Source organism: Brevibacillus sp. FSL L8-0520 (assembly GCF_037963895.1).
GTDB lineage: Bacteria > Bacillota > Bacilli > Brevibacillales > Brevibacillaceae > Brevibacillus > Brevibacillus borstelensis.
In genome coordinates this window covers 3,125,062-3,148,254 of record NZ_CP150171.1, presented here as the reverse complement: position 1 = coordinate 3,148,254, position 23,193 = coordinate 3,125,062, and the positions used below count along the sequence as shown (strand labels likewise).

The 23,193-nt window shown below is 51.9% G+C and carries 20 protein-coding genes; all 20 read left to right on the top strand.

Translation table 11 applies throughout. The features are described from left to right. Positions 1-2: 2 nt before the first annotated feature. Entirely contained in the window at positions 3-560 is a 558-nt protein-coding gene (gene frr, locus NSQ24_RS15655) for a ribosome recycling factor (protein ID WP_003385856.1), read from the top strand. A 63-nt stretch (positions 561-623) separates the two neighbouring features. After that, the gene (locus NSQ24_RS15650) at positions 624-1,394 is read left to right on the top strand and encodes an isoprenyl transferase (protein WP_339166180.1); all 771 of its coding nucleotides are present in this window, start codon (positions 624-626) and stop codon (positions 1,392-1,394) included. Positions 1,395-1,412: 18 nt separating this feature from the next. Continuing rightward, entirely contained in the window at positions 1,413-2,201 is a 789-nt protein-coding gene (locus NSQ24_RS15645; protein WP_003385854.1) for a phosphatidate cytidylyltransferase, read from the top strand. A gap of 40 nt (positions 2,202-2,241) precedes the next feature. Next, entirely contained in the window at positions 2,242-3,402 is a 1,161-nt protein-coding gene (locus tag NSQ24_RS15640; protein ID WP_122957627.1) for a 1-deoxy-D-xylulose-5-phosphate reductoisomerase, read from the top strand. 26 nt (positions 3,403-3,428) lie between these two features. Next, positions 3,429-4,697, top strand: a complete 1,269-nt coding sequence (rseP, locus tag NSQ24_RS15635) for an RIP metalloprotease RseP (RefSeq protein ID WP_039071274.1) — start codon at positions 3,429-3,431, stop codon at positions 4,695-4,697. A 45-nt stretch (positions 4,698-4,742) separates the two neighbouring features. Continuing rightward, a complete protein-coding gene (ispG, locus tag NSQ24_RS15630) occupies positions 4,743-5,825 on the top strand; it encodes a flavodoxin-dependent (E)-4-hydroxy-3-methylbut-2-enyl-diphosphate synthase (RefSeq protein WP_003385851.1) in 1,083 nt (360 codons plus the stop codon). A 30-nt stretch (positions 5,826-5,855) separates the two neighbouring features. Beyond that, a complete protein-coding gene (locus NSQ24_RS15625) occupies positions 5,856-7,598 on the top strand; it encodes a proline--tRNA ligase (RefSeq protein WP_024983829.1) in 1,743 nt (580 codons plus the stop codon). Positions 7,599-7,757: 159 nt separating this feature from the next. Next, complete coding sequence (locus tag NSQ24_RS15620; RefSeq protein ID WP_031932904.1) at positions 7,758-12,068, top strand: PolC-type DNA polymerase III; 4,311 nt, start codon at positions 7,758-7,760, stop codon at positions 12,066-12,068. 192 nt (positions 12,069-12,260) lie between these two features. After that, positions 12,261-12,719, top strand: coding sequence for a ribosome maturation factor RimP (rimP, locus tag NSQ24_RS15615; RefSeq protein ID WP_003385847.1), 459 nt, complete (start codon positions 12,261-12,263; stop codon positions 12,717-12,719). Between the two features lie 39 nt (positions 12,720-12,758). After that, entirely contained in the window at positions 12,759-13,850 is a 1,092-nt protein-coding gene (gene nusA, locus NSQ24_RS15610; protein ID WP_003385846.1) for a transcription termination factor NusA, read from the top strand. 2 nt (positions 13,851-13,852) lie between these two features. Beyond that, positions 13,853-14,143, top strand: a complete 291-nt coding sequence (locus NSQ24_RS15605; protein ID WP_003385845.1) for a YlxR family protein — start codon at positions 13,853-13,855, stop codon at positions 14,141-14,143. Next, positions 14,140-14,439, top strand: coding sequence for a YlxQ family RNA-binding protein (locus tag NSQ24_RS15600; RefSeq protein WP_003385844.1), 300 nt, complete (start codon positions 14,140-14,142; stop codon positions 14,437-14,439). Before NSQ24_RS15605 ends, NSQ24_RS15600 begins: the two co-directional genes overlap by 4 nt. 18 nt (positions 14,440-14,457) lie before the next feature. Beyond that, complete coding sequence (infB, locus tag NSQ24_RS15595) at positions 14,458-16,920, top strand: translation initiation factor IF-2 (protein WP_003385843.1); 2,463 nt, start codon at positions 14,458-14,460, stop codon at positions 16,918-16,920. Then, entirely contained in the window at positions 16,920-17,201 is a 282-nt protein-coding gene (locus NSQ24_RS15590; RefSeq protein ID WP_003385842.1) for a DUF503 domain-containing protein, read from the top strand. The genes infB and NSQ24_RS15590 overlap by 1 nt, the downstream gene beginning before the upstream one ends. A gap of 22 nt (positions 17,202-17,223) precedes the next feature. Next, entirely contained in the window at positions 17,224-17,595 is a 372-nt protein-coding gene (rbfA, locus tag NSQ24_RS15585; RefSeq protein WP_003385841.1) for a 30S ribosome-binding factor RbfA, read from the top strand. Then, on the top strand, positions 17,588-18,583 hold the full coding sequence (locus tag NSQ24_RS15580; protein WP_031932903.1) for a bifunctional oligoribonuclease/PAP phosphatase NrnA: 996 nt from the start codon (positions 17,588-17,590) through the stop codon (positions 18,581-18,583). Before rbfA ends, NSQ24_RS15580 begins: the two co-directional genes overlap by 8 nt. Continuing rightward, positions 18,576-19,502, top strand: coding sequence for a tRNA pseudouridine(55) synthase TruB (gene truB, locus NSQ24_RS15575; protein WP_003385838.1), 927 nt, complete (start codon positions 18,576-18,578; stop codon positions 19,500-19,502). The genes NSQ24_RS15580 and truB overlap by 8 nt, the downstream gene beginning before the upstream one ends. A gap of 2 nt (positions 19,503-19,504) precedes the next feature. Then, a complete protein-coding gene (locus NSQ24_RS15570; RefSeq protein WP_339166172.1) occupies positions 19,505-20,446 on the top strand; it encodes a bifunctional riboflavin kinase/FAD synthetase in 942 nt (313 codons plus the stop codon). Between the two features lie 129 nt (positions 20,447-20,575). Then, entirely contained in the window at positions 20,576-20,845 is a 270-nt protein-coding gene (gene rpsO / locus NSQ24_RS15565) for a 30S ribosomal protein S15 (RefSeq protein WP_003385834.1), read from the top strand. A gap of 161 nt (positions 20,846-21,006) precedes the next feature. After that, positions 21,007-23,142: a polyribonucleotide nucleotidyltransferase gene (gene pnp / locus NSQ24_RS15560; protein WP_339166170.1), complete on the top strand. Its 2,136-nt coding sequence runs from the start codon at positions 21,007-21,009 to the stop codon at positions 23,140-23,142. Positions 23,143-23,193 lie beyond the last annotated feature (51 nt).

The window sequence follows — 23,193 nt, the reverse complement described above, 5'->3', positions numbered from 1 at the left end:
ACATGCCGCAAACCGTATTGAAAGATATGGAAGAACGTATGAGCAAAGCCATCAGCACACTAAAAAAAGATCTTGCCAGCCTGCGTGCGGGTCGTGCAAACCCGGCCATTTTGGATAAGATTGTGGTGGATTACTACGGAACACCGACACCGATCAGCCAATTGGCTAATATCAGTGTGCCGGAACCGCGCATGCTGACCATCCAGCCATGGGATAAGTCTTCCTTAAAGGAAATTGACAGAGCGATTCAGCAATCCGACCTCGGTTTGACTCCTTCCAACGACGGGACAATCATTCGCATTGTGATCCCGCCGCTTACAGAAGAGCGCCGCAAGGAATTGGTCAAGGTAGCGAACAAGAGCGGGGAAGAAGCGAAAGTAGCGATTCGGAACATCCGCCGCGATGCCAACGATGACATCAAAAAGCTGGAAAAGGGCGGAACGATATCCGAAGATGAGTCCCGCCGCCATCAGGAGACGATTCAAAAGGCGACTGACAAGTACATCGCTGAAGTCGATAAGATCGTCAAGGAAAAGGAAAAGGACATTCTGGAAGTTTAATGCATGATCCCCCTCATCTGAGGGGGATGAATGTCTATATCTCTCATTTTGGGGGAACACTTTATGTTAGAACAACTCGCGCGCAAGTTGACTCGAAAAGAAAAACAGGGGTCATCCGTAGAGTTTGACAGCTCCGGACCAGTCCCGAACCACTTGGCCGTAATTATGGACGGGAACGGACGCTGGGCCAAAATGCGGAATCTTCCCAGGATTGCCGGACACAGGGCAGGGATGAAGACGGTAAAAGAGATCGTCAAAGCATCCGATGAAATTGGCGTCAAGTATTTAACCATGTATGCATTTTCTACCGAGAACTGGAAGCGACCCAGAGAAGAAGTAGACTTTTTGATGAAACTGCCGCAGGAATTTTTGTCGACAGAATTGGAAGAATTGATCGAACGCAACGTTCAGATTCGAATGGTCGGCAGCAAAGACGAATTGCCTGCACATACGCTGAAAGCGCTGGAAACAGCGGAGGAGCGGACGAAGCAAAACACGGGGCTGCAGTTGATTTTTGCCCTTAATTACGGGGGACGAAAGGAAATTGCCTTAGCAGTAAAAGATATAGGTACCCGTTTGCAAGCGGGTGAGATCGACCTGGAACAATTGGACGAAGAGATGATTTCCCGACATTTGTACACGAGTGACATCCCAGATCCAGACCTGTTGATACGCACCAGTGGAGAACTTCGTTTGAGCAACTTTATGTTGTGGCAGCTGGCCTACACGGAATTGTGGTTCACCGATGTGCTTTGGCCCGATTTTACCAGGGAACATTTATATCAAGCGATTGCTGAATACCAGGGCAGAGCTCGTCGCTACGGAGCGGTATAAGCCGAGAGGTGGAATCAGTTGAAGCAGCGGATCATTACAGGCCTCATTGGTGGGGCAGGCTTTTTGTTATTGGTTTATTTAGGGGACCATTGGTTCTCGTTGCTCGTATTTTTCTTGGCCGTTATAGGCCTTTTTGAATTTTTGCGGATGGCAAAGGTTCAACCGCTGAGTGTGGCAGGGGTACTGGCGTATCTGCTCATGATCAGCCTGTTGTGGCCGTCTCTTTCCTTTACGAAAGAGACAGGAGTCATACTGCCTGATCTGGTACTGCCCGTAACCCTTCTTTTGCTTTTGTACGCGGTCTTTCGGAAAAATCAGTTTCACATTGAACACGCCGCCCTTGCATTGGTGGGGGCGTTATACATAGGCTATGGCTTTGCCTATATGGCTGCGCTGCGCAATTTGCCAGACACAGGGCTGATGCTTACAGTTCTCGTTATCCTGGGAATATGGGCAACAGATTCAGGAGCGTATTTCATGGGAAAAGCCATCGGCAAGCGGAAGCTTTGGCCTGCAATTAGTCCGAACAAAACGATTGAGGGAGCCGCAGGCGGCTTGCTTGCGGCTGTTCTTGTCGTTATGGCAGTAAACGTATGGATTGGCGGAATCTCTTTGGACAAGGCGCTGATCATTGCCCTCGTCAGTGGGATTGCGGGTCAGCTTGGCGATTTGGTTGAGTCCGCGATCAAACGTCATTTTGAAGTAAAAGATTCAGGACAAATCATCCCTGGACACGGGGGAGTTCTTGACCGTTTTGACAGCATGATTCTTGTCTTTCCGGTTTTGCATTTGCTGGGCATTGTCTAACGGGAAAAGCCATATAGAAAGTATATAGAGGGTGAAGCGTTTGAAACGAATATCGCTCTTGGGCTCAACAGGCTCCATCGGCAAAAGCACGCTCGACGTGGTGTCTCAACATCCGGAGGAGTTTAGCGTAGTCGCGATGGCAGCCGGGTCCAATATCGAACTGCTGGCTGAACAGATCGAACAGTTCAGGCCGGAACTGGTCTCTGTAGGAAACGCTCAAGCGGCCAAAGAATTGCAGGGACGTCTGGGGAACAGCCGGGTCGAGATTATGTACGGAGAAGCGGGATTGGAGGAGACGGCGAAGCATGCTGAGGCCAATTTCGTAATGACGGCAGTGGTCGGAAGCATCGGAGTTGCGCCTACACTCGCTGCCATAGAAGCTGGCAAGACCATCGGTTTGGCCAACAAGGAAACGCTTGTCAGCGCTGGCCATATCGTGATGAAAGCAGCCAGGGACAGAGGTGTGCAGATCATTCCGGTCGACAGCGAACACTCGGCAATCTTTCAGTGTTTGCAAGGGGAGCGTCGCGAGGATATCGCCCGCATCATTTTGACAGCTTCAGGCGGGTCATTTCGCCATTTGAGCCGGGAGGAGCTGGCCGATGTGTCTGTGGAGCAGGCTTTGCATCATCCGAACTGGAGCATGGGCTCCAAAATCACGATCGATTCGGCGACGATGATGAACAAGGGCTTTGAGGTCATCGAGGCTCATTGGCTCTTCGACCTTCCTTATGAACAGATCGAATGTGTTCTCCATTATGAGAGCATCATTCACTCTATGGTAGAATACAAAGACCGGGCTGTCATGGCACAACTGGGTACGCCCGATATGCGCGTGCCGATCCAGTATGCGCTGAGCTATCCGAAAAGAATGCCGCTTGGTACGGAACCGCTCGATCTGGTGAAGAGCGGCACGCTTCATTTTGCACCAATGGATTTTGACCGCTATCCTCTGTTACAATTGGCGTATGAGTGCGGAAGAGTAGGCGGGACTCACCCCACTGTATTGAACGCTGCAAATGAGGTGGCTGTAGACAGCTTTTTGCGAGGAAGCATCGCATTTCTGGAGATTGAAAAGATCGTTCGCCAAACGTGCGAAGCCCATCAGGGCACGAGTCATCCTTCTCTGGAAGAAATTTTGGCAGCCGACCAGTGGGCACGCGATCAGGCTGCGAGCTGTCTGGGCGTTAACAAGCGTTAAAAACGGAATGAAAGGTGGCTGTTCTCTTGCCTTTTCCCAACTTGGATTCAGTGGAATCAATTCTCGCGATAGTCATCGTGTTCGGTGTACTTGTCTTTGTGCACGAGCTTGGTCATTTTCTGTTGGCAAAACGGGCCGGCATTTTGTGCCGGGAGTTTGCACTTGGAATGGGACCAAAGATTTTTAGCGTAAAGCGAGGAGAAACAGAATACACACTGCGGCTGCTGCCGATTGGCGGGATGGTACGCATGGCGGGGGAGGACCCTGAGCTGGACGTTCTGAAGCCGCACATGGAAGTGACCTTGGAGCGAGATCCGGTGGGGAAGGTAACCCGCATCCTGCTGGATGGCCCAAATGGTGAAGGCAAAGGTGCGGTAACAGGTACAATTGTCGATTTCGACCTGGAGAAAGCATTGTCCATCGTTCTGGAAACAGACGGAGAACAACGCACTTTTTCGGTGCATCCGCAAGCCCAGCTCGTAAAAGACGGTCATGAGGTGCAAATCGCCCCGTTGGACCGCCAGTTTAAAGGAAAGACGGTTATGCAGCGCTTCTGGGCAATCTTTGCGGGCCCTGCTGCAAACTTTTTGCTCGCTTTCGTGTTGTTTATCGTCATCGGACTCGTTTATGGAGTACCTGTAAATGAGCCCGTGCTGGGCGAGATCATCCAGGGAGGACCGGCAGCACAGGCGGGATTGCAATCAGGAGACAAGGTTATTACGATTCAGGGACAGCCTGTATCGACATGGAGAGAAATGGTGGAGATCGTCAGCAAATCGCCGGACAAGCAACTGGAAATCGTTGTTGATCGGGGAGGACAGATGATCAATGCCATGGTCCATGTCAAGAACGAGGAGAATGTCGGGAAGATCATGGTGGGCAACGCTGTCACCTACGCTCCGGGGCAAGTGCTTCAGTATGGCGGAAAATCGACATACGAGTTTACCACGATGATTTTGACGAGTATCGGCATGCTCTTTACAGGTTCAGTGGGATTGAACGATCTTAGCGGACCAGTCGGAATCTTTAAGATGACCGGCGAATTTGCTCAGCAAGGCTTGGCGATCCTGATGAAATGGGCAGCTGTCCTGAGTATTAACCTGGGACTGATCAACCTGCTTCCTTTGCCTGCTTTGGACGGAGGCAGACTCGCCTTCCTGCTGATCGAAGCCCTGCGGGGAAGACCGCTTGATCCGCATAAGGAAGGGATGGTACACTTCCTTGGGTTTGCCTTTTTGATGTTGTTGATTTTGGTTGTGACATGGAACGATTTACACCGATTGTTTACAGAATAAAGCAGTGTTCACAGGCTGTTTGACAAACATAAAGGATGGTGCCCTATGTACAAGCGTGAGGAGACCAAACCGGTATTTGTGGGAGGCGTACAAATCGGCGGACAAAAAAGTGTTGTCATTCAATCGATGACAACCGCTGATACGCGGGACGTAGAAGGGACGCTGGCACAGATTCAGCGGCTCTATGACGCAGGCTGCCAAATTGTTCGTCTGGCGGTTATCAACGAGGATGCGGCCCGTTCCATCAAAGCGATTAAAGAACGTTCTCCACTCCCGCTAGTGGCAGATATTCACTTTGACTATAAACTGGCGCTGATCGCCCTGGAGAGCGGAATTGACAAAATCCGCATCAATCCGGGGAATATCGGTTCAAAAGAGAAGACGAAAGCGGTCGTGGAAGCATGCCGTGAGCGCAATGTTCCGATCCGGATCGGGGTGAACTCCGGTTCCGTGGAAAAACGGCTGTTGGAAAAATACGGCTACCCATCTCCGGAAGCAATCGTGGAGAGCGCAATGGATCACGTGCACATTCTGGAAGAGCTCAATTACGACAACATCGTCATTTCACTGAAGTCTTCCGATGTTCCGACCATGATCCAGACGTACTCTTTGATGGCGCAGAAGCGCAATTATCCGCTGCACGTCGGAGTGACCGAAGCCGGGACACAGTTCTCTGGTAGCATCAAATCCGCTGTCGGGATCGGTACAGTGCTGTCAATGGGTATCGGCGATACGATCCGGGTTTCGCTGACCGCTGATCCGGTTGAGGAAATCAAGGTAGCCAAGCAAATTTTGCGCAGCCTTGAGATTGTGAACAACGATCCGGTCGTAATCGCTTGCCCGTCTTGCGGACGTTGTGCGATCGATCTGATCGGACTTGCAACCAAGGTGGAGGATGCTGTTTCTACACTCAAAACACCTTTGAAAATCGCCGTAATGGGATGCGCGGTAAATGGTCCCGGCGAAGCGCGTGAAGCGGACGTAGGTGTTGCCGGCGGTAATGGCGAAGGCCTGATCTTCCGAAACGGCGAAATTGTACGGAAGGTAAAAGAAACGGAATTGTTCGAGGAATTGATGAAAGAAATCAATGAAATCGTGGAAGAGAAAAAGACCACCCAGGTCGGCTAGACCCTCTGCAACGTGAAGGAGGACACGTGTGTGTTAAAGCAAAGTCAGATGTTGATTCCTACTCTGCGGGAAGTCCCGTCGGATGCGGAAATTGCCAGTCATAAACTGCTGCTCCGTGCAGGCATGGCGCGGCAGTTAGCTTCAGGCATTTATACCTATCTGCCGCTTGCGCTCAGGACCCTGCAAAAAATTCAGGCAATCGTTCGCGAAGAAATGAACCGGGCAGGCGGACAGGAATTGCTTATGCCAGCCATGCAGCCGGCAGAGCTGTGGCACCAAACCGGCCGCTGGGATGTGTACGGGCCGGAGCTGGTACGCTTGAAAGACCGTCATGATCGATCTTTTGCACTCGGCCCCACTCACGAAGAAGTGATTACGAGCCTGGTCAGAGACGAGATCAACTCCTACAAAAAACTGCCGATCAATCTGTATCAGATTCAGACGAAGTTCCGCGACGAGGTCCGCCCTCGCTTTGGTCTGATCCGCAGCCGGGAGTTTATCATGAAGGATGCGTATTCATTCGACACGACGCAGGAAGGGCTGGATAAGAATTTCCAAGCGATGTACGATGCCTACACACGCATTTTCACGAGGGTAGGTCTGAACTTCCGTGCAGTGGAAGCTGACGCGGGAGCGATTGGCGGAAAAGGCACCTATGAATTTATGGCGCTTTGCGATATCGGTGAAGATACGATCGCCTATTCGGAAAATGGCGACTATGCAGCCAATCTGGAAAAAGCGGAAGTGGTGTACAAGCCTGCAGCGAAGCCGAAGGGAGATACGCCGGCGGTTGAGAAGGTGCACACGCCTGATGTAAAAACAATTGAACAGTTGACGCAAGCTCTCGATGTTGAGGCCAGCCGGATTATCAAAAGTCTCGTTTACCGAGTGGATGAGAAGCTGGTCATGGTCCTGGTACGCGGGGATCACGAGATCAACGAGGTGAAATTGAAAAATCTGTATGATGCTACCCATGTCGGCTTGGCTTCAGAGCAGGACATTTTGGCGGCGATTGGAACACCTGTTGGCTTTGTCGGGCCAGTCGGTGTAGACCAGGAGAAGCTGGAGATCATCGCCGACAACTTTGTTCAGGATGTTGCCGACGGCGTAGCTGGTGCCAACGAGAAGGACTACCATCTCGTTCATGTGCAGGCTGGCCGCGATTTTACCGTCTCCCGCTATGCTGACCTGCGGAACATTATGGAGGGAGATGAATGCCCGCGCGGCGGCGGCTTGATCAAGTTTGCCCGCGGCGTGGAAGTGGGGCACGTCTTTAAGCTCGGCACGAAATACTCTACAGCCATCGGCGCGACCTATCTGGATGAAAACGGCCGAAGCCAGCCGATGATCATGGGCTGCTACGGCATCGGCGTGTCTCGTACACTGGCAGCTGCGATCGAGCAAAACAATGATGAACACGGGATCATTTGGCCTGTGTCGATCGCGCCGTTCCACGTCCATGTCATTCCGGTAAACGCCAAAGTCGAAGCGCAGCGACTGATCAGCGAGGAGATTACCGAAGCACTGGAGGCAGCCGGTGTTGAAGTGCTGTATGATGATCGTCCGGAACGAGCCGGCGTCAAATTCAAAGATGCGGATTTGATCGGACTGCCGCTTCGCATTACCGTTTCAGACAAGGCCTCAGAAGAGGGGCTGGTGGAGGTGCGGGTGCGCCGGACAGGCGAAACGCATGAAGTGAAACGAACCGAACTGGTATCGTTTGTCAAATCGCTTCTCGCCCGTGTGGACAGTACAGGTGCGGAACTGTTTTAAGTCCTAAAATCAAGCAGGAACTTGCACGGATTTTGTCGAATTAGTCGGGGTACGCCCCCTTGTGATGGGGGAGTATCCCTTTTTTATTTCTTTTGTTCGCTCCTTGCGAAAAAGGGAGACATTTTCGGGTAAGATCGGGAGATTGAGGTGGAAGAGACCGTGAATCGGTTACAAGAACAAAAACATCGCTTCTCACTGTTGGTTAAGCAGATGGACCTGCCAACTGATTGGGTGGAGCGATTTTTTCTTGATGCACATATCGACAAATTGGAGCTGTATCGTCAAAACAAGGAATGGGTCTTTCATTTTACACTTCCTCGCTTGCTTCCGGCTGATGTTTTCAAGGCGTTTTCCGAGCGGCTCAAGCAAACGTTCTCGCATCTGGCTTCGGTGGACGCCCGTTTCCGTTATCACGAGCAGCCATCCGTAGAATTTGCCGTTCAGGAATATTGGGATGTACTGCTCGCAAATTTGGAGCAAAGCCTCAATTCGTTGGCAGTCACTCTGCGTACGGCGCGCAAGCAGGTAGAGCAGCAGGAAGTCAAAATTTACTTGCCGACGGAGATGGCCGTAGAGATGGCCAAACGCAAACGGGCCGATAGTGAATTGGCGTCGTCGTTTGAAAAAGCGACAAGCTGTGTTCCCCGTTTTGCCTTTATTGCAGAAGAAAGCGATGAGGCGTACAAGGCCTTTGTGGAACAGCGCGAAGAAGAAGAACGTGCGCTGGTCGAAGTGGTCATGAGTGCTGTCCAGCAGGAGAAGGACAGCAAGGGAAGCGACCAGACGGAAGCAATCACTACGTTGATGATCGGCTATGACATCAAGGATGCGCCGATTCCGATCTGCGAAATACAGGAAGAGGAACGCCGTGTCGTGATCCAAGGTACGGTGTTCAATGTTGAGGTCAAGGAGCTGCGTAGCGGCAGACATCTCCTGACGTTCAACGTAACAGACTACACAGACTCGTTGACAGTCAAAATCTTCTCGCGCGACAAAGAGGACGTCAAAATGCTGGAGGCGCTCAAGGACGGCATGTGGGTGAAGGTTCGCGGAAGCGTCCAGCACGATACGTTCCTGCGCGAATTGGTCATGATGGCCAATGACGTCAATCAAATCGAGCAGGTAAGCAGGAAAGATACTTCGCCGGAGAAAAGGGTGGAGCTGCACTGCCACACGCCGATGAGTGCGCTTGATGCCGTCGCATCGGTCAAATCTCTCATTTCAACTGCTGCCAAGTGGGGACACAAAGCGATTGCCGTAACGGATCACGGTGTTGTACAGTCCTTCCCGGAGGCATACAGCATTGCCAAAAAGAACAACATCAAATGCATTCTCGGCATGGAGGCGTATGTCGTAGAGGACGGTGTCGACATCATCTACAATTTGACGCCGGAGAGTGATTTGCCGATCGACGAAAAGACGGAGTATGTCGTATTTGATACCGAGACAACCGGGTTGAACGCAGCCGAACATACGATTATCGAGATCGCCGCCGTAAAAATGCGCGGTCTGGAAATTGTGGACAAATGGACAGAGCTGATTGATCCACAGTTGGAAATCGGGCCCAAAACGACAGAGATCACAGGGATTACCAACGAGATGCTGCGCGGAAAAGACACCCTGGAAGTTGTCCTTCCCCGCTTTAAAGAGTTTGCCGGCAATGCAGTGCTCGTCGCCCACAACGCGGAGTTTGACAAGAACTTTATCAATGCCTGCGCAAAGCGGATCGGCATGGAGCCGTGGAGCAATCCGTTTTTGGACACTCTGCCGCTGGCCCGCATGATGTATAAAGGGATGCGAAACTACCGCCTGGGTACGCTGGCAAAACGCTTCAACGTTGAATTGATCAACGCTCACCGCGCTTTGGACGATACTGTCGCATTGGCGCACGTGTTCCAGTATATGCTCAAAGATATGCGAGAAGCCGGGATTCAAAGCCTCATGGACCTCAACGAGCGGAGCAATGCCGAAGTCGATTACAAGAGCGGAAGACCGTTTCATGCAACCATTTTGGTCAAAAACAAAGCCGGGCTGAAAAACTTGTACAAGCTGGTCAGCAAATCCCATGTGGAAACCTTCTACCGGGTGCCGCGCATCCAGCGGAGCCAGCTCGTAAAATTCCGCGAAGGCTTGCTTATAGGGACCGCTTGCAAAGACGGCGAGCTGATGCAGTCGATTCTGCGCGGGAAATCGAGGGAAGAGTTGAAAGAAGTGGCAGCTTTTTACGATTACCTGGAACTGCAGCCCATCGCCCATTACGCGCCGCTGCTCAGAAATGAGGAAATTCCCTCGCTGGAAACGATGAAAGGCTATCACAAGATGATCGTGGAAATCGGGAAAGAGCTGGGAAAACCGGTGGTGGCGACCGGGGACGTTCATTTTCTCAACCCGCAGGATGATATTTTCCGGGATGTATTCTTGCTCTCGCAGGGCTCCCACGATGCCGGCAACCAGCCGCCGCTGTATTTGATGACGACCGATGAGATGCTGGAGGCTTTTCAATTCCTCGGGGAAGATATCGCCCGCGAAGTGGTCATCACCGCCCCGAATGAAATTGCCGACAGTATTGAAGAGGTCTCGCCGATCCCGGATTCGCTGTACACGCCGATCATCGAAGGGGCCGATGATGAGCTCCGTCAGATGTGCTATGACAAGGCCAAGAGACTGTACGGAGATCCGCTGCCTGAAATTGTTGAGAGTCGGCTGGAAAAAGAGCTGACGAGCATTATCAAGCACGGTTTTGGGGTCATTTACCTTATCTCGCAGCGACTCGTGACCAAATCGCTCTCTGACGGCTATCTCGTCGGATCACGTGGATCGGTCGGTTCATCCTTTGTTGCGACCATGTCCGACATTACCGAGGTAAATCCGCTGCCTCCGCATTACCGTTGCCCGGAGTGCAAGCACAGCGAGTTTATTACGGACGGTTCGATCGCTTCCGGTTTTGACCTGCCTGACAAGGAATGTCCCTCCTGCGGGCATAAGCTGGCAAAAGACGGACAGGACATCCCGTTTGAAACGTTTCTTGGCTTTAAGGGGGACAAGGTCCCCGATATTGACTTGAACTTTTCGGGCGAATACCAGCCGCGGGCGCACAAATACACGCAAGAGCTGTTCGGTGTGGACTATGTGTACCGTGCGGGTACGATCGGCACGGTTGCGGAAAAAACAGCGTACGGCTATGTCCGCAAATATGCGGACGAGCGAGGAATGACTCTCAGAAATGCAGAGATTGCGCGACTGGTAAACGGATGTACCGGGGTAAAACGGACGACCGGCCAGCACCCGGGAGGGATTATCGTCGTACCGTCCTATATGGAGATCGAGGATTTTTGCCCGATTCAGTTTCCGGCGGATGACAACGAGTCCGAGTGGAGAACGACGCATTTTGACTTCCACTCCATCCATGACAACCTGCTGAAGCTCGACATTCTTGGACACGATGACCCGACCGTTATTCGGATGCTTCAGGACTTGACCGGAATCGATCCAAAAACCATTCCGCTGGATGACAAAGCGACGATGTCGATTTTTAGCTCGACAGAAGCGTTGAATGTAACGCCGGAGCAGATTCGCACGAACATGGGGACACTCGGTATTCCGGAGTTCGGTACGAAGTTTGTGCGGCAGATGCTTGAGGATACGAAGCCGACGACCTTCGCCGAGCTTGTGCAGATTTCCGGTCTTTCACACGGAACCGACGTCTGGCTGAACAACGCCCAGGACCTGATTCGCAGCGGAACGTGCAGACTGCCGGAAGTTATTGGTTGCCGGGACGATATCATGGTTTATTTGATCTACAAAGGTCTTGAGCCATCCCGGGCCTTTAAAATCATGGAGTCGGTCCGTAAAGGAAAAGGGGTTCCCGAGGAAGATCAGGAAGAGATGCGCAAGAACAATGTGCCTGAATGGTATATTCAATCTTGTCAAAAGATCAAGTACATGTTCCCGAAAGCGCATGCGACCGCTTACGTCATGATGGCTGTCCGCATCGCCTATTTCAAGGTGCATCGCCCGCTTGAATTCTACGCGACGTACTTTACGGTACGCGCTGACGACTTCGACATTCCGTTGATGGTAAAAGGTTCCTCGGCGATTCGCCAAAAGATCGAAGAGATCGAGGGCAAAGGGCATGACGCACAGCCGAAAGAAAAGTCGCTCTTGACTGTTTTGGAGATGGCTCTCGAAATGGTAGAACGCGGTTTCAAATTTGCCAATGTGGACTTGTACCGCTCGGATGCCACCAAGTTCCTCATTGACGGCGACAAGCTGATCGCGCCTTTCAATGCCTTGCCTGGGCTTGGTACGAACGCCGCTATCGGGATCGTAAAAGCCAGAGAGGAAGGGGAGTTTCTGTCCAAAGAGGACCTGCTCACCCGCTCCCGCATTTCCAAAACCATTCTGGAATATTTGGAAGAACAAGGGGCGCTTCAGGGATTGCCAGAATCCAATCAGCTCTCCCTGTTCTAAAAAATAGGAGAGGGTTTGGCGACCTTCCCAAGCCGGTTCGGACAGGTTTCATAGCCGCGGTTGTCAACAAAGGGCTGTTATGCTATAATTTTTTTGGAAATACTGGTTATTACGAACGCAGATCGAGAGTGGGGAAACCCACTCTTTCTTTCTGGCTGAACTTAATGCTTCATTTGACAAGGAGGTACTTGCTTGAGCAAGGTAACAGACATCGTCACCGACCTGGTAACTCCCATTCTCGACGAGCTGGGTCTGGAACTGGTTGACATCGAGTACAAAAAAGAAGGCAGCAACTGGTTTCTGCGCGTGTTCATCGACAATGAAACAGGAAGCATCGACATCGATGACTGCGGCCTTGTCAGCGAGCGGCTAAGCCAGCGGCTGGACGAAGTGGACCCGATCCCGACCGCATACTTCCTGGAAGTATCTTCACCGGGAGCAGAGCGTCCTCTGCGAAAAGAAAGCGATTTTCGCAAAGCTGTTGGCAGGCACGTACATATCACGACAAAGGAGCCGATCGAAGGCGAAAGCACTTTCGAAGGCGAGCTGATTTCCTTTGAAGATGGTAAGCTGACAGTGAAAGAGCAGAAAAAAACGCAAGTCATTGCACTGGAGCAAATTGACACAGCCCGAATGGCGATTGTCTTTTAATACTGTGGTCTGTGGGTAAAGGAGGAGGCAACGAAAATCATGAACGCCGATTTTATCGAGGCATTGGAAGCCATTGAGAGAGAAAAGGGAATCTCCAAAGATATACTGATTGAGGCAATTGAAGCTGCTCTCATTTCGGGATACAAACGAAATTTTAATTCTGCCCAAAACGTACGTGTCGACGTCAATCGTCACTCGGGGCAGGTTCGGGTTTTTGCGCGCAAAACCGTTGTGGAGGAAGTGCTTGACCCGCGCTTGGAGATTTCCTTGGAGGCATCACAGGAGATCGACCCCAATTTCCGCCTGGATGACATCGTCGAAATCGAGGTAACCCCGCGGGATTTTGGACGCATCGCTGCGCAAACGGCGAAGCAGGTGGTTACCCAACGCATCCGCGAAGCAGAGCGCGGCTTGATTTACAGCGAGTTCATCGAACGCGAAGACGACATCGTGACTGGTGTTGTGCAGCGTATGGACCAACGCAACTACTACATTGACCTGGGAAAAGCGGAAGCGGTCATGCCGATTACGGAAAAAATGCCGACTGACGATTTTAAATCCCAGGATCGGGTAAAGGCATACATTATCAAGGTAGAAAAGACCACAAAAGGACCGCAAATCGTCGTGTCCCGTACACATCCAGGTCTGCTCAAGCGTCTGTTCGAGCTGGAAGTGCCGGAAATCTACGACGGTGTGGTTGAGATCAAGTCGGTTGCCCGCGAGGCGGGAGACCGTTCCAAAATTGCCGTTCATTCCATCAATCCTGACGTCGATCCGGTCGGCGCTTGCGTAGGCCCGAAAGGTCTTCGCGTTCAGACAATCGTGAACGAATTGAAGGGCGAAAAAATTGATATTGTCCGCTGGTCGGAGGACCCGGCTGAATACGTGGCCAACTCGCTGAGCCCGGCAAAGGTGCTCCATGTAGAAGTGAACGCGGCGGAAAAAGTAACACGGGTGATCGTTCCCGACTATCAGCTTTCGCTTGCCATCGGAAAGCGCGGACAAAACGCTCGTCTCGCCGCCAAACTGACTGGCTGGAAAATCGACATCAAGAGCGAATCTCAGGCAGACCAAGAAGGCATCGTCTATCCGAAAGCGGAGGAAGGCGATGAGGGGGCGGATTGGGTATAACCATGAAGCAAAAGAAAATCCCTTTGCGAAAGTGCATCGTTTGTCAGGAAATGTTTCCAAAAAAAGAACTGGTACGTGTCGTACGTACGCCGCAGGAAGAGATCATTATTGATCCGACCGGAAAGGCGGCAGGACGCGGGGCGTATGTTTGCCGTCAGGAGAGCTGCCTGAAGCCGGATACATTTGCAGCAGGTAAATGGAAAAAAGTGTTGGAACGAGCCCTCAACATGTCTGTCACCCAGGAACAGTACGATGCGTTTCGTGAAAAATGGCTGGAGATGATGGGACAATGATCCCCAAGGCAGCGCAAATGTTGGGATTGGCGATGCGGGCCCGCAAGGTCATTACCGGAGAAGGATTGGTCGTCGAGGCCGTTCGGAACGGAAAAGCCAAACTGGTGCTTCTCGCTGCCGATGCCTCTGCCAATACATCCAAAAAAGTGCAGGACAAGTGCGCCCATTATGGTGTGCCGTGTGTATCAGCAACAGACCGCTATGAGCTTGGCCGTGCAATCGGCAAGGATGAGCGTGTAACGATTGCCGTAACAGACGGAAAACTGGCGGAAAGTATACAGCGTCTGCTCACCTAATTCAGAAGGGGTGATCTCATGAAGACACGCGTGTATGAATATGCGAAGCAGCACAACATGAGCAGCAAGGAAATCCTCAATTTGCTAAAGAGATTAAATATAGAAGTTGCAAATCATATGAGTATCATGGACGAACCGATGGTCAAAAAGATTGAAGAGCATTTGGCCAAATTGCGTTCGGGAAGCGGGAAACAACAAGAGCAGCAACGTTCTTCCGGACAGCGGGAGGCAAAGCCCGCTAAGACGGAAGAGAAGAAACGGGATGAATCCAAAGGACAAACACAACGAACCGGACAGTCGAATCAACAGCAACAGCAGCATCGCCGCAATGACCGTCCGGGAAATCAAACTGGCAGCCGACCAGGTGGACAACGACCAGACCAATCACGTCCACAGCACGGAAAAAATCAGGGGAAGAATCAGGAGAGAAAACCAAACGATATGAGAAGTCAACCAGGGAAACCGCTTGATCGCAAACCAGTCAACCAGCAAGAGCCAACGGTGAACGAAAAAGATGATGTACGCACGGGCGAGGATTTTGAAGAAAAGGTAAATATCCCGAACAAGGTAAGCTTGGAAAAACGGGAAAAAATCAAAAAAGCCCCAGGACCAAAGAAAACCTTTGAAGACAACAAGAAGAGCCAGCCGTTCAAAGGCGGAAACAAACGCCAGGACAACCGCAGGCATGGCGGCCAGCGCGAACAGCAGCAACAGCGTCCTGTTCTCGAGCCACCTAGCAAAATTACGTTCACTGAATCTTTGACCGTAGGAGAGCTGGCGAAGAAGCTTCGCAAGGAACCGGCGGAAATCATCAAAAAGTTGTTTAATTTGGGCATCATGGCTACGATTAACCAGGATCTCGATCGCGATGCCATCGAATTGATCTGTTCGGAATACAATGTGGAAGTCGAAGAAAAAATCGTCATCGACGAAACCAACTTTGAAACGATCGAAGAAGTGGACAATCCGGCAGATATGGTGGAGCGTCCGCCGGTCGTTACGATCATGGGTCACGTTGACCACGGAAAAACGACACTGCTTGATGCCATCCGCTCCACGAACGTAGTGGCAGGCGAAGCAGGAGGCATCACGCAGCACATCGGTGCATATCAGGTCGAGATTAAAGGCAAGAAGATTACCTTCCTCGACACGCCTGGCCATGCAGCCTTTACGACCATGCGTGCGCGCGGTGCGCAAATTACGGACATTACCATTCTGGTAGTTGCTGCAGACGACGGCGTAAAACCGCAAACCATTGAAGCGATCAGTCATGCCAAGGCAGCAAAGGTTCCGATTATCGTCGCCGTGAACAAGGTCGACAAACCGGAAGCCAATATCGACCGAATCAAGCAAGAGCTGACCGAGTATGAGCTGGTAGCAGAAGAATGGGGCGGAGATACGATCTTTTCTCCAATTTCCGCTAAGCAGCGCCAAGGTATCGAAGAGCTGCTCGAGTACATTCTGCTCGTTTCCGAAGTGCAAGAGCTGAAGGCCAATCCAAACAAGCGGGCCCGCGGTACCGTCGTGGAAGCCGAGCTGGATAAGGGACGCGGACCTGTAGCGACTGTCCTCGTTCAACACGGTACCCTGAAAGTCGGAGATCCGATTGTCGTCGGTTCCGCCTTTGGACGCGTTCGTGCCATGGTAAATGACAAAGGACGCCGCATGAAGGAAGCTGGACCGAGCACGCCTGTAGAAATTACCGGTCTGAACGACGTGCCGCAAGCCGGGGACCAGTTCATGGTCTTTGAAGATGAGAAAAAAGCGCGTGCAATCGGGGAAGCCCGTGCTTCCAAACAGCGTGAATCCGAGCGCCGCGCAAACACTCGCGTATCTTTAGACGATCTGTTCCAGCACATTCAAGAGGGCGACATCAAGGAGCTCAACCTGATCGTCAAGGCTGACGTTCAAGGTTCTGTCGAGGCTCTTCGCGGCTCTCTGGAAAAAATCGATGTCAACGGAACGCGTGTAAAAATCATTCACACAGGCGTAGGTGCGATTACGGAATCCGATATTACGCTGGCAAATGCCTCCAATGCGATTGTGATCGGCTTCAACGTACGTCCGGAACCAAACGCGCGGAGCATGGCTGAGCAGGAGAGCATTGATATTCGACTGCATCGGGTTATTTACACCGTGATTGAAGAAATTGAACAAGCACTGAAAGGCATGCTGGACCCTGTCTATAAAGAGTCCATCATCGGCCAGGCAGAAATTCGCGAGGTATTTAAAGTGTCCAAAGTGGGCAACATCGCAGGCTGCTATGTTACAGAGGGCAAGCTGACCCGCGATGCCGGTGCTCGTCTGATCCGCGAAGGCGTCGTGATCTACGAAGGAAAGCTGGATACGCTGAAACGCTTCAAGGATGACGCCAAAGAAGTTGCCGCAGGCTACGAGTGCGGACTTACGCTGGAGCGCTACCATGACATCAAGGTTGGCGATGTGATCGAAGCCTTCGTCATGGAAGAAGTAAAACAATAATGATTGCGGGTGCGCGGATTCAATTGTTTCTGCCTGCCTGCCAAAATCTGAAAGAGAAAAGGGCCATTGTCAAAAGCGTTCTGGGAAAACTGCGGAGCAGATTCCATGTCTCCGCGGCAGAGCTGGCCTATCAGGAGCAGTGGCAGCGTGCCGAAATTGGTATCGCTGCCGTTGCCAATGAAATGTCCTTTTTGGCAAATCAGATGCAAGCGATGATACGGCTGGTGGAAAACCATCCCGGTGTGGAGTTGATCCAAGCCGATACGGAATACTACGAGTAGGAAGCCAGCGGAGGTGATAAATATGAACAAGACACGGATGAGCCGGGTTGGCGAAGAGATCAAAAAAGAGCTGAGCATCGTTTTGCAGCGCGGTTTGAAGGACCCTCGCATCGGGTTTGTGACCGTTACGGATGTAGAGGTGACAAGCGACCTGCAGCTTGCGAAAGTATACGTCAGCATTTTTGGCAGCGAAGAACAACGGAGAGACTCTCTGGCTGGGTTGCAAAAAGCGAAGGGCTACCTGCGCACAGAGATCGGAAGACGGGTAAAGCTCCGTCATATACCGGATTTTGTATTTAAATTGGATGAATCGATTGATTATGGCAGCAAAATTGAAACCATCCTGCGTGAAATCTCCACGGATGGAGAAAAAGGGGACAAACAGGATGAGTAATTACAACCGTTCCTTGGAGGAAGCGGTCAGCTTCATGAAGAAGCATGACCGTTTTCTGGTTCTTTCCCACGTCAATCCGGACGGGGACGCCACGGGCTCTGCGTTGGCCGTCGCCCAGATGCTGCGTGATCTCGGCAAAACCTTTGTAGTCATCAACGAAGGCGAGACACCGGCCAGATTTTCCTTTTTGCCCGGATTTGAACAGATTCGCAATGTATCGCAGTCACCGCTGGAGGAGTCTTTCTCGGCGGTGATTGCTGTCGATTGCGCGGACCGCTCTCGCATGGGCAATGTCGAGCATCTCTTTGCTCAGGATGTGCAACTGTTAAACATCGATCATCATCCGACCAACGACGAATTCGGCACATGCAATGTGATCCGGACCGATGCCGCTGCGACTGCGGAAATCCTGTACGATCTGGCTGTAGCCGGCCATTTGCCGTTTCAAGCGGATTTGGCGCTATGCCTCTATACCGGCCTCTTGACCGATACAGGGGGATTTCGCTATTCCAACACCACGCCGCATGTGATGGAGAGTGCCGCCAGTCTGCTCAAATATGGCGTTAATCCGGGCGAGGTCGCTGAGCGTTGCCTCGAAGTGATTACACTCGGGCATGTGAACATTTTGCGCCAAGCGTTGGGCAGTCTGAAACTGTCATTCCAGAACCAGGTTGCCTCTGTTTGCGTCAGCAGACAGGATCTGGCCGAGGCGAATGCCGACCGCGAAGACGCAGGCGGCCTTGTGAATTACTGCCGCAACATCGAGGGTGTCGAAGTCGGCATTTCCTTCGTGGAAGCGGAGCCGAATGTGGTCAAGGTGAGCTTGCGGGCGCGCAGCTACGTCAATGTAGCCGAGATAGCCAAGCAGCTCGGTGGAGGAGGCCACGCCAAAGCGGCGGGATGTACGCTTCACGGATCATTGGACGAGGTTCGCGATCGAGTCTTGGCCCTGCTGGGGGAAGTCATGGGAGTGAAGGACAATGAGTAAGGTCCACGGTGTCGTGGTGATCGATAAACCGGCTGGCATGACCTCCCATGACTGTGTGGCACGGGTACGCCGGATGTTTGGAACCAAGAAAGTCGGTCATACGGGTACACTGGACCCGGAAGTGACCGGTGTCTTGCCGATTTGTATCGGTAATGCGACGCGGCTGGTGGAGTATTTGCAGGAGCTGCCGAAACGCTATGACGTCATCATGCGGCTCGGCTCCTCGACAACGACCGAGGATGCTGGCGGTGAAATAGTCGAGCACAAGCAGGTCGACCCGCATGACGTTACACAGCAGAAAATCGAGGAAGCGTTCCGGCAGTTTTTGGGTGAAATCGAGCAGATCCCGCCGATGTACTCCGCTGTAAAGGTAAACGGGAAACGTCTGTACGACCTTGCACGCGAAGGAATTGTGATTGAACGGAACGCGAGGAAGGTAACCATTTACGAGCTGGATTTTCACCAGGTAAAAACGGACGGCGAGTTTGTGGACGTTTCCTTTTCCTGCACATGCTCAAAAGGAACGTATGTCCGCACTTTATGTGTTGACCTTGGGCGTGCTCTGGGGTATCCTGCCCATATGAAGCAGTTGCGGCGAGTCAAAAGCGGTCCGTTTTTGGAAAAGGAAGCGATACCGCTTGAGCGGCTGGAAGAAGCAGTCCAGACAGGTGAGGATATAACGAAGCACGTTATTCCGATCTCCCATGCGCTGTCGTTCCTACCGCGGTATGAAATCGCCCCCGACCGAAAAAAAGCGGTGCTGAACGGACTGTCGACCGCTCTCCCGGGTCTTGCGGCTAAAGAAGGTACGCTGATCTGTCTTTTTTCGGGAGAACAGCTTCTGGGAATCCATCGCGTCTGCCTTGGACCCAAGGGCCTTTTTGCAAAGGCTGAAAAAGTCTTTCCTCCTGAGGTGTAACCGTGAAAACGATATCCTTGACTTATCCTTTGCCAAAAGATTTGCTACCTGTCCCCTGCGCGGTCGCTCTGGGGTATTTTGACGGTGTACATATCGGTCACAGGCGGGTAATCCAGAAAGCGATTGACACAGCCAAGGCAAATGGATGGAAAAGCGCTGTGATGACATTCGATCCGCATCCGCGGGAAGTGCTGGGACAAACCGGGTACAGCCAGTATCTTACCCCCCTCCCGGAAAAGCTGGAGCAGCTCGAGAAGATGGGCGTCGACCTGGCGTACGTCATTCGCTTTGACATTTCCTTCGCGGCTGTCTATCCCGAGGACTTTATCGAAGAATGCTTGCTGCCATTGGGGTGCCGTCATGTCGTTGTCGGCTTTGACTACACATTCGGTCAGCGGGGGATGGGAACGGCCCAGACTCTGCAGGAGCTTGCCAGAGGCAGATACGGCGTAGACATCGTTGGCCCGGTCAACCGCCTAGGCGAAAAAGTTAGCAGTACGGTCATTCGCGAATACCTGCACCATGGAGATGTGGAACAGACCCGGCACTTGCTGGGACGTCCTTACAAAATCAGCGGTGAAGTGGTACACGGGGATAAACGCGGGCGTACCATCGGTTTTCCGACGGCGAACGTACGCGTCTCAAGTCCTTATCTGATCGGCAAGAACGGAGTGTACGGTGTCCGGTTTACCGTTGGCGGACAAGTATATCAAGGTGTCATGAATGTCGGGATCAAGCCGACATTTGAATTGGAGAAGAAAGAAAAATCGTTGGAAGTGCACATTTTTGACTTCAAACGCGAAATCTACGGGGAAAAAGTAGAAGTAGAATTTTTGTTCTTCATTCGGGATGAACAAAAATTCTCTGGGGTTGAAGCCCTGATCGCGCAAATCCAGCAGGATGTACAGGTCGCCAAGGAAAAATTCGCTGAGGGAAATGCATGATTCGTCTTTGCTTTTAGCGGGCCTGTATGCTATAATTCATAACGTTGCAGAAAAACCGCAGCTTGGTTGTCCGATTCTCACCGACGGCAAACTCGGCTGACGGGGATAAAATGTAGGAGGTGAGTCAAGATGGCTTTGTCTCAAGAACGTAAAGCACAGCTGATCCAAGAGTTCCGCACTCATGAAAATGACACCGGTTCTCCGGAAGTTCAGATCGCTATCCTGACAGAAAACATTAACAATCTGAACGAGCATTTGCGTACGCACAAAAAAGATCACCACAGCCGTCGTGGTCTTTTGAAAATGGTAGGTCAACGCCGCAACCTGTTGGGCTACCTGCGCGAGCTGGATGTTACACGTTATCGCGAACTGATCAATCGTCTTGGTCTGCGTCGCTAGTTCGTATCAGGAGAAAAAAGCGGGTTCATCCCGCTTTTTCTATTATCTAAAACCGCTGCCAAAGCTGCCCATTTAATTTTGATGGCGGCAGGAAATAATACATACAGGTAGAAAATGATTGTGTATCGTGCACAATGAGGTAAAGGAGGACTGCTAGCAACATGGAGCAACAATTCCGTACATACGAGTTTGAACTGGCAGGCCGCAAACTGACGCTGGAATTTGGCAAAATGGCAAAGCAGGCGCAAGGTTCGGTCTTGGTTCGATACGGCGATACGGCTATTCTTTCTGCCGTTACGGTTTCCAAAGAGCCGAAGCCGCTTGACTTCTTTCCATTGACTGTCAACTATGAGGAGCGTCTATACGCTGTCGGAAAAATCCCCGGAGGGTTTATTAAACGGGAAGGACGCCCGAGCGAGAAGGCTATTTTGGCCAGCCGTCTGATCGACCGTCCGATCCGTCCGCTGTTCCCTGAAGGATTCCGCAACGACGTCCAAGTGGTAAACACCGTACTGTCGGTGGATCAGGACTGCTCTCCTGAGATCGCAGCCATGATCGGAACGTCTGCCGCCCTCTGCGTTTCCGAGATTCCTTTCAACGGGCCGATTGCCGGCGTGATCGTAGGGCGTGTAGATGGTAAGCTCGTCGTTAACCCTACTGTTGAACAGATGGAGAAGAGCGACATTCACCTGGTGGTAGCAGGAACGTATGATGCGATCAACATGGTGGAAGCAGGAGCAGATCAGGTTCCTGAATCAGTCATGCTGGAAGCGATCATGACCGGTCACGATATGATCCGGAAGCTGGTAGAGTTCCAGAACAAGATCGTAACTGAGATCGGCAAGGAAAAAATGGTTGTGGTGCTTCATGAGGTAGACCCGCAGGTCAATCAGGCTGTTCGGGAATACGCTGAAGCGCGTCTGAAAGAAGCGATTCGCATTGAAGAGAAACAGGCTCGTTACGACGCCATCGATGCGATCAAAGCGGAGACCAAGCAGCATTTCGCCGAAGCAAATCCGGAGACTTATGCGGAGCAAGAGCGGGCCATCGACGAGGTTCTCTACAACATCGTCAAGGAAGAGGTACGCCGCTTGATCACTGAAGAAAAAATTCGCCCCGATGGACGAGCTCTGAACGAAATTCGTCCGCTGTCCAGCGAGACGAACATCTTGCCGCGTACACACGGTTCCGGACTGTTTACGCGCGGTCAAACCCAGGCTCTCAGTGTCTGCACCCTCGGCGCGTTGGGCGACGTGCAAATCCTGGATGGCCTTGGGCTGGAAGAGTCTAAACGCTTTATGCATCACTACAATTTCCCGCCGTACAGCGTAGGGGAAGCACGTCCGCTTCGTCCTCCAGGCCGCCGCGAGATTGGTCACGGTGCGTTGGGTGAACGCGCAATTGAGCCGATCATCCCATCCGAAACCGAGTTCCCGTATACAATCCGACTTGTATCGGAAGTAATTGAATCGAACGGTTCCACCTCGCAGGCCTCGATTTGCGCCAGCGTACTTGCTTTAATGGATGCCGGTGTGCCGATCAAGGCACCTGTAGCCGGAATTGCCATGGGTCTGATCATGGGCGAAGACGGAAAAACCTTCTCTATTCTGACAGACATCCAAGGGATGGAAGACCATCTGGGCGATATGGATTTCAAAGTCGCAGGTACCGAAACAGGGGTTACTGCGATTCAGATGGACATCAAGATCGCCGGCATCAACCGTGAAATTCTGGAGCAAGCGCTGGAACAGGCAAGAGAAGGCCGTTTGACCATTCTCAAGCATATGCTCAGCACGATTTCCGAGCCGCGCAAGACGCTGTCTCCCTATGCGCCTAAGATTCTCACGATGCAAATCAATCCGGACAAGATCCGCGATGTCATCGGACCTCAAGGCCGTATCATCAACAAGATCATCGATGAGACCGGGGTCAAAATCGATATTGAACAGGATGGCCGCATCTTTATTGCATCGGTGGACCACGACGCAAACCTGCGGGCAAAACAGATCATCGAAGATCTCGTGCGCGAGGTAGCCCTCGGACAAACATACCTGGGAACTGTGAAGCGCGTGGAAAAATACGGTGCATTCATCGAGCTGTTCGCTGGAAAAGAAGGGCTCTGCCACATTTCCCAGCTGGCTGAAGAGCGCGTAGCGAAGACAGAAGATGTCGTATCCGTTGGCGATAAAGTGATGGTAAAGGTCACCGAGATCGACGACCAAGGCCGTATCAACCTGTCCCGCAAAGCTGTTCTGAAAGAGCAAGCGGCGCAAAACGCACCAGTACAAGCAGAATAACGGGTTAACCGTTTCCCAGAAAAACGTCATGACGTTTTTCGCAGACAAAGG

Excerpts from the sequence above, each read along its gene's own strand:
- NSQ24_RS15580 (WP_031932903.1), top strand. The coding sequence starts at position 17,588 with ATGAGTAATTACAACCGTTCCTTGGAGGAAGCGGTCAGCTTCATGAAG.
- NSQ24_RS15650 (WP_339166180.1), top strand. The coding sequence starts at position 624 with ATGTTAGAACAACTCGCGCGCAAGTTGACTCGAAAAGAAAAACAGGGG.
- nusA (WP_003385846.1), top strand. The coding sequence starts at position 12,759 with ATGAACGCCGATTTTATCGAGGCATTGGAAGCCATTGAGAGAGAAAAG.
- infB (WP_003385843.1), top strand. The coding sequence starts at position 14,458 with ATGAAGACACGCGTGTATGAATATGCGAAGCAGCACAACATGAGCAGC.
- pnp (WP_339166170.1), top strand. The coding sequence starts at position 21,007 with ATGGAGCAACAATTCCGTACATACGAGTTTGAACTGGCAGGCCGCAAA.
- truB (WP_003385838.1), top strand. The coding sequence starts at position 18,576 with ATGAGTAAGGTCCACGGTGTCGTGGTGATCGATAAACCGGCTGGCATG.
- rbfA (WP_003385841.1), top strand. The coding sequence starts at position 17,224 with ATGAACAAGACACGGATGAGCCGGGTTGGCGAAGAGATCAAAAAAGAG.
- NSQ24_RS15600 (WP_003385844.1), top strand. The coding sequence starts at position 14,140 with ATGATCCCCAAGGCAGCGCAAATGTTGGGATTGGCGATGCGGGCCCGC.
- NSQ24_RS15605 (WP_003385845.1), top strand. The coding sequence starts at position 13,853 with ATGAAGCAAAAGAAAATCCCTTTGCGAAAGTGCATCGTTTGTCAGGAA.
- NSQ24_RS15590 (WP_003385842.1), top strand. The coding sequence starts at position 16,920 with ATGATTGCGGGTGCGCGGATTCAATTGTTTCTGCCTGCCTGCCAAAAT.
- ispG (WP_003385851.1), top strand. The coding sequence starts at position 4,743 with ATGTACAAGCGTGAGGAGACCAAACCGGTATTTGTGGGAGGCGTACAA.
- rpsO (WP_003385834.1), top strand. The coding sequence starts at position 20,576 with ATGGCTTTGTCTCAAGAACGTAAAGCACAGCTGATCCAAGAGTTCCGC.
- frr (WP_003385856.1), top strand. The coding sequence starts at position 3 with ATGCCGCAAACCGTATTGAAAGATATGGAAGAACGTATGAGCAAAGCC.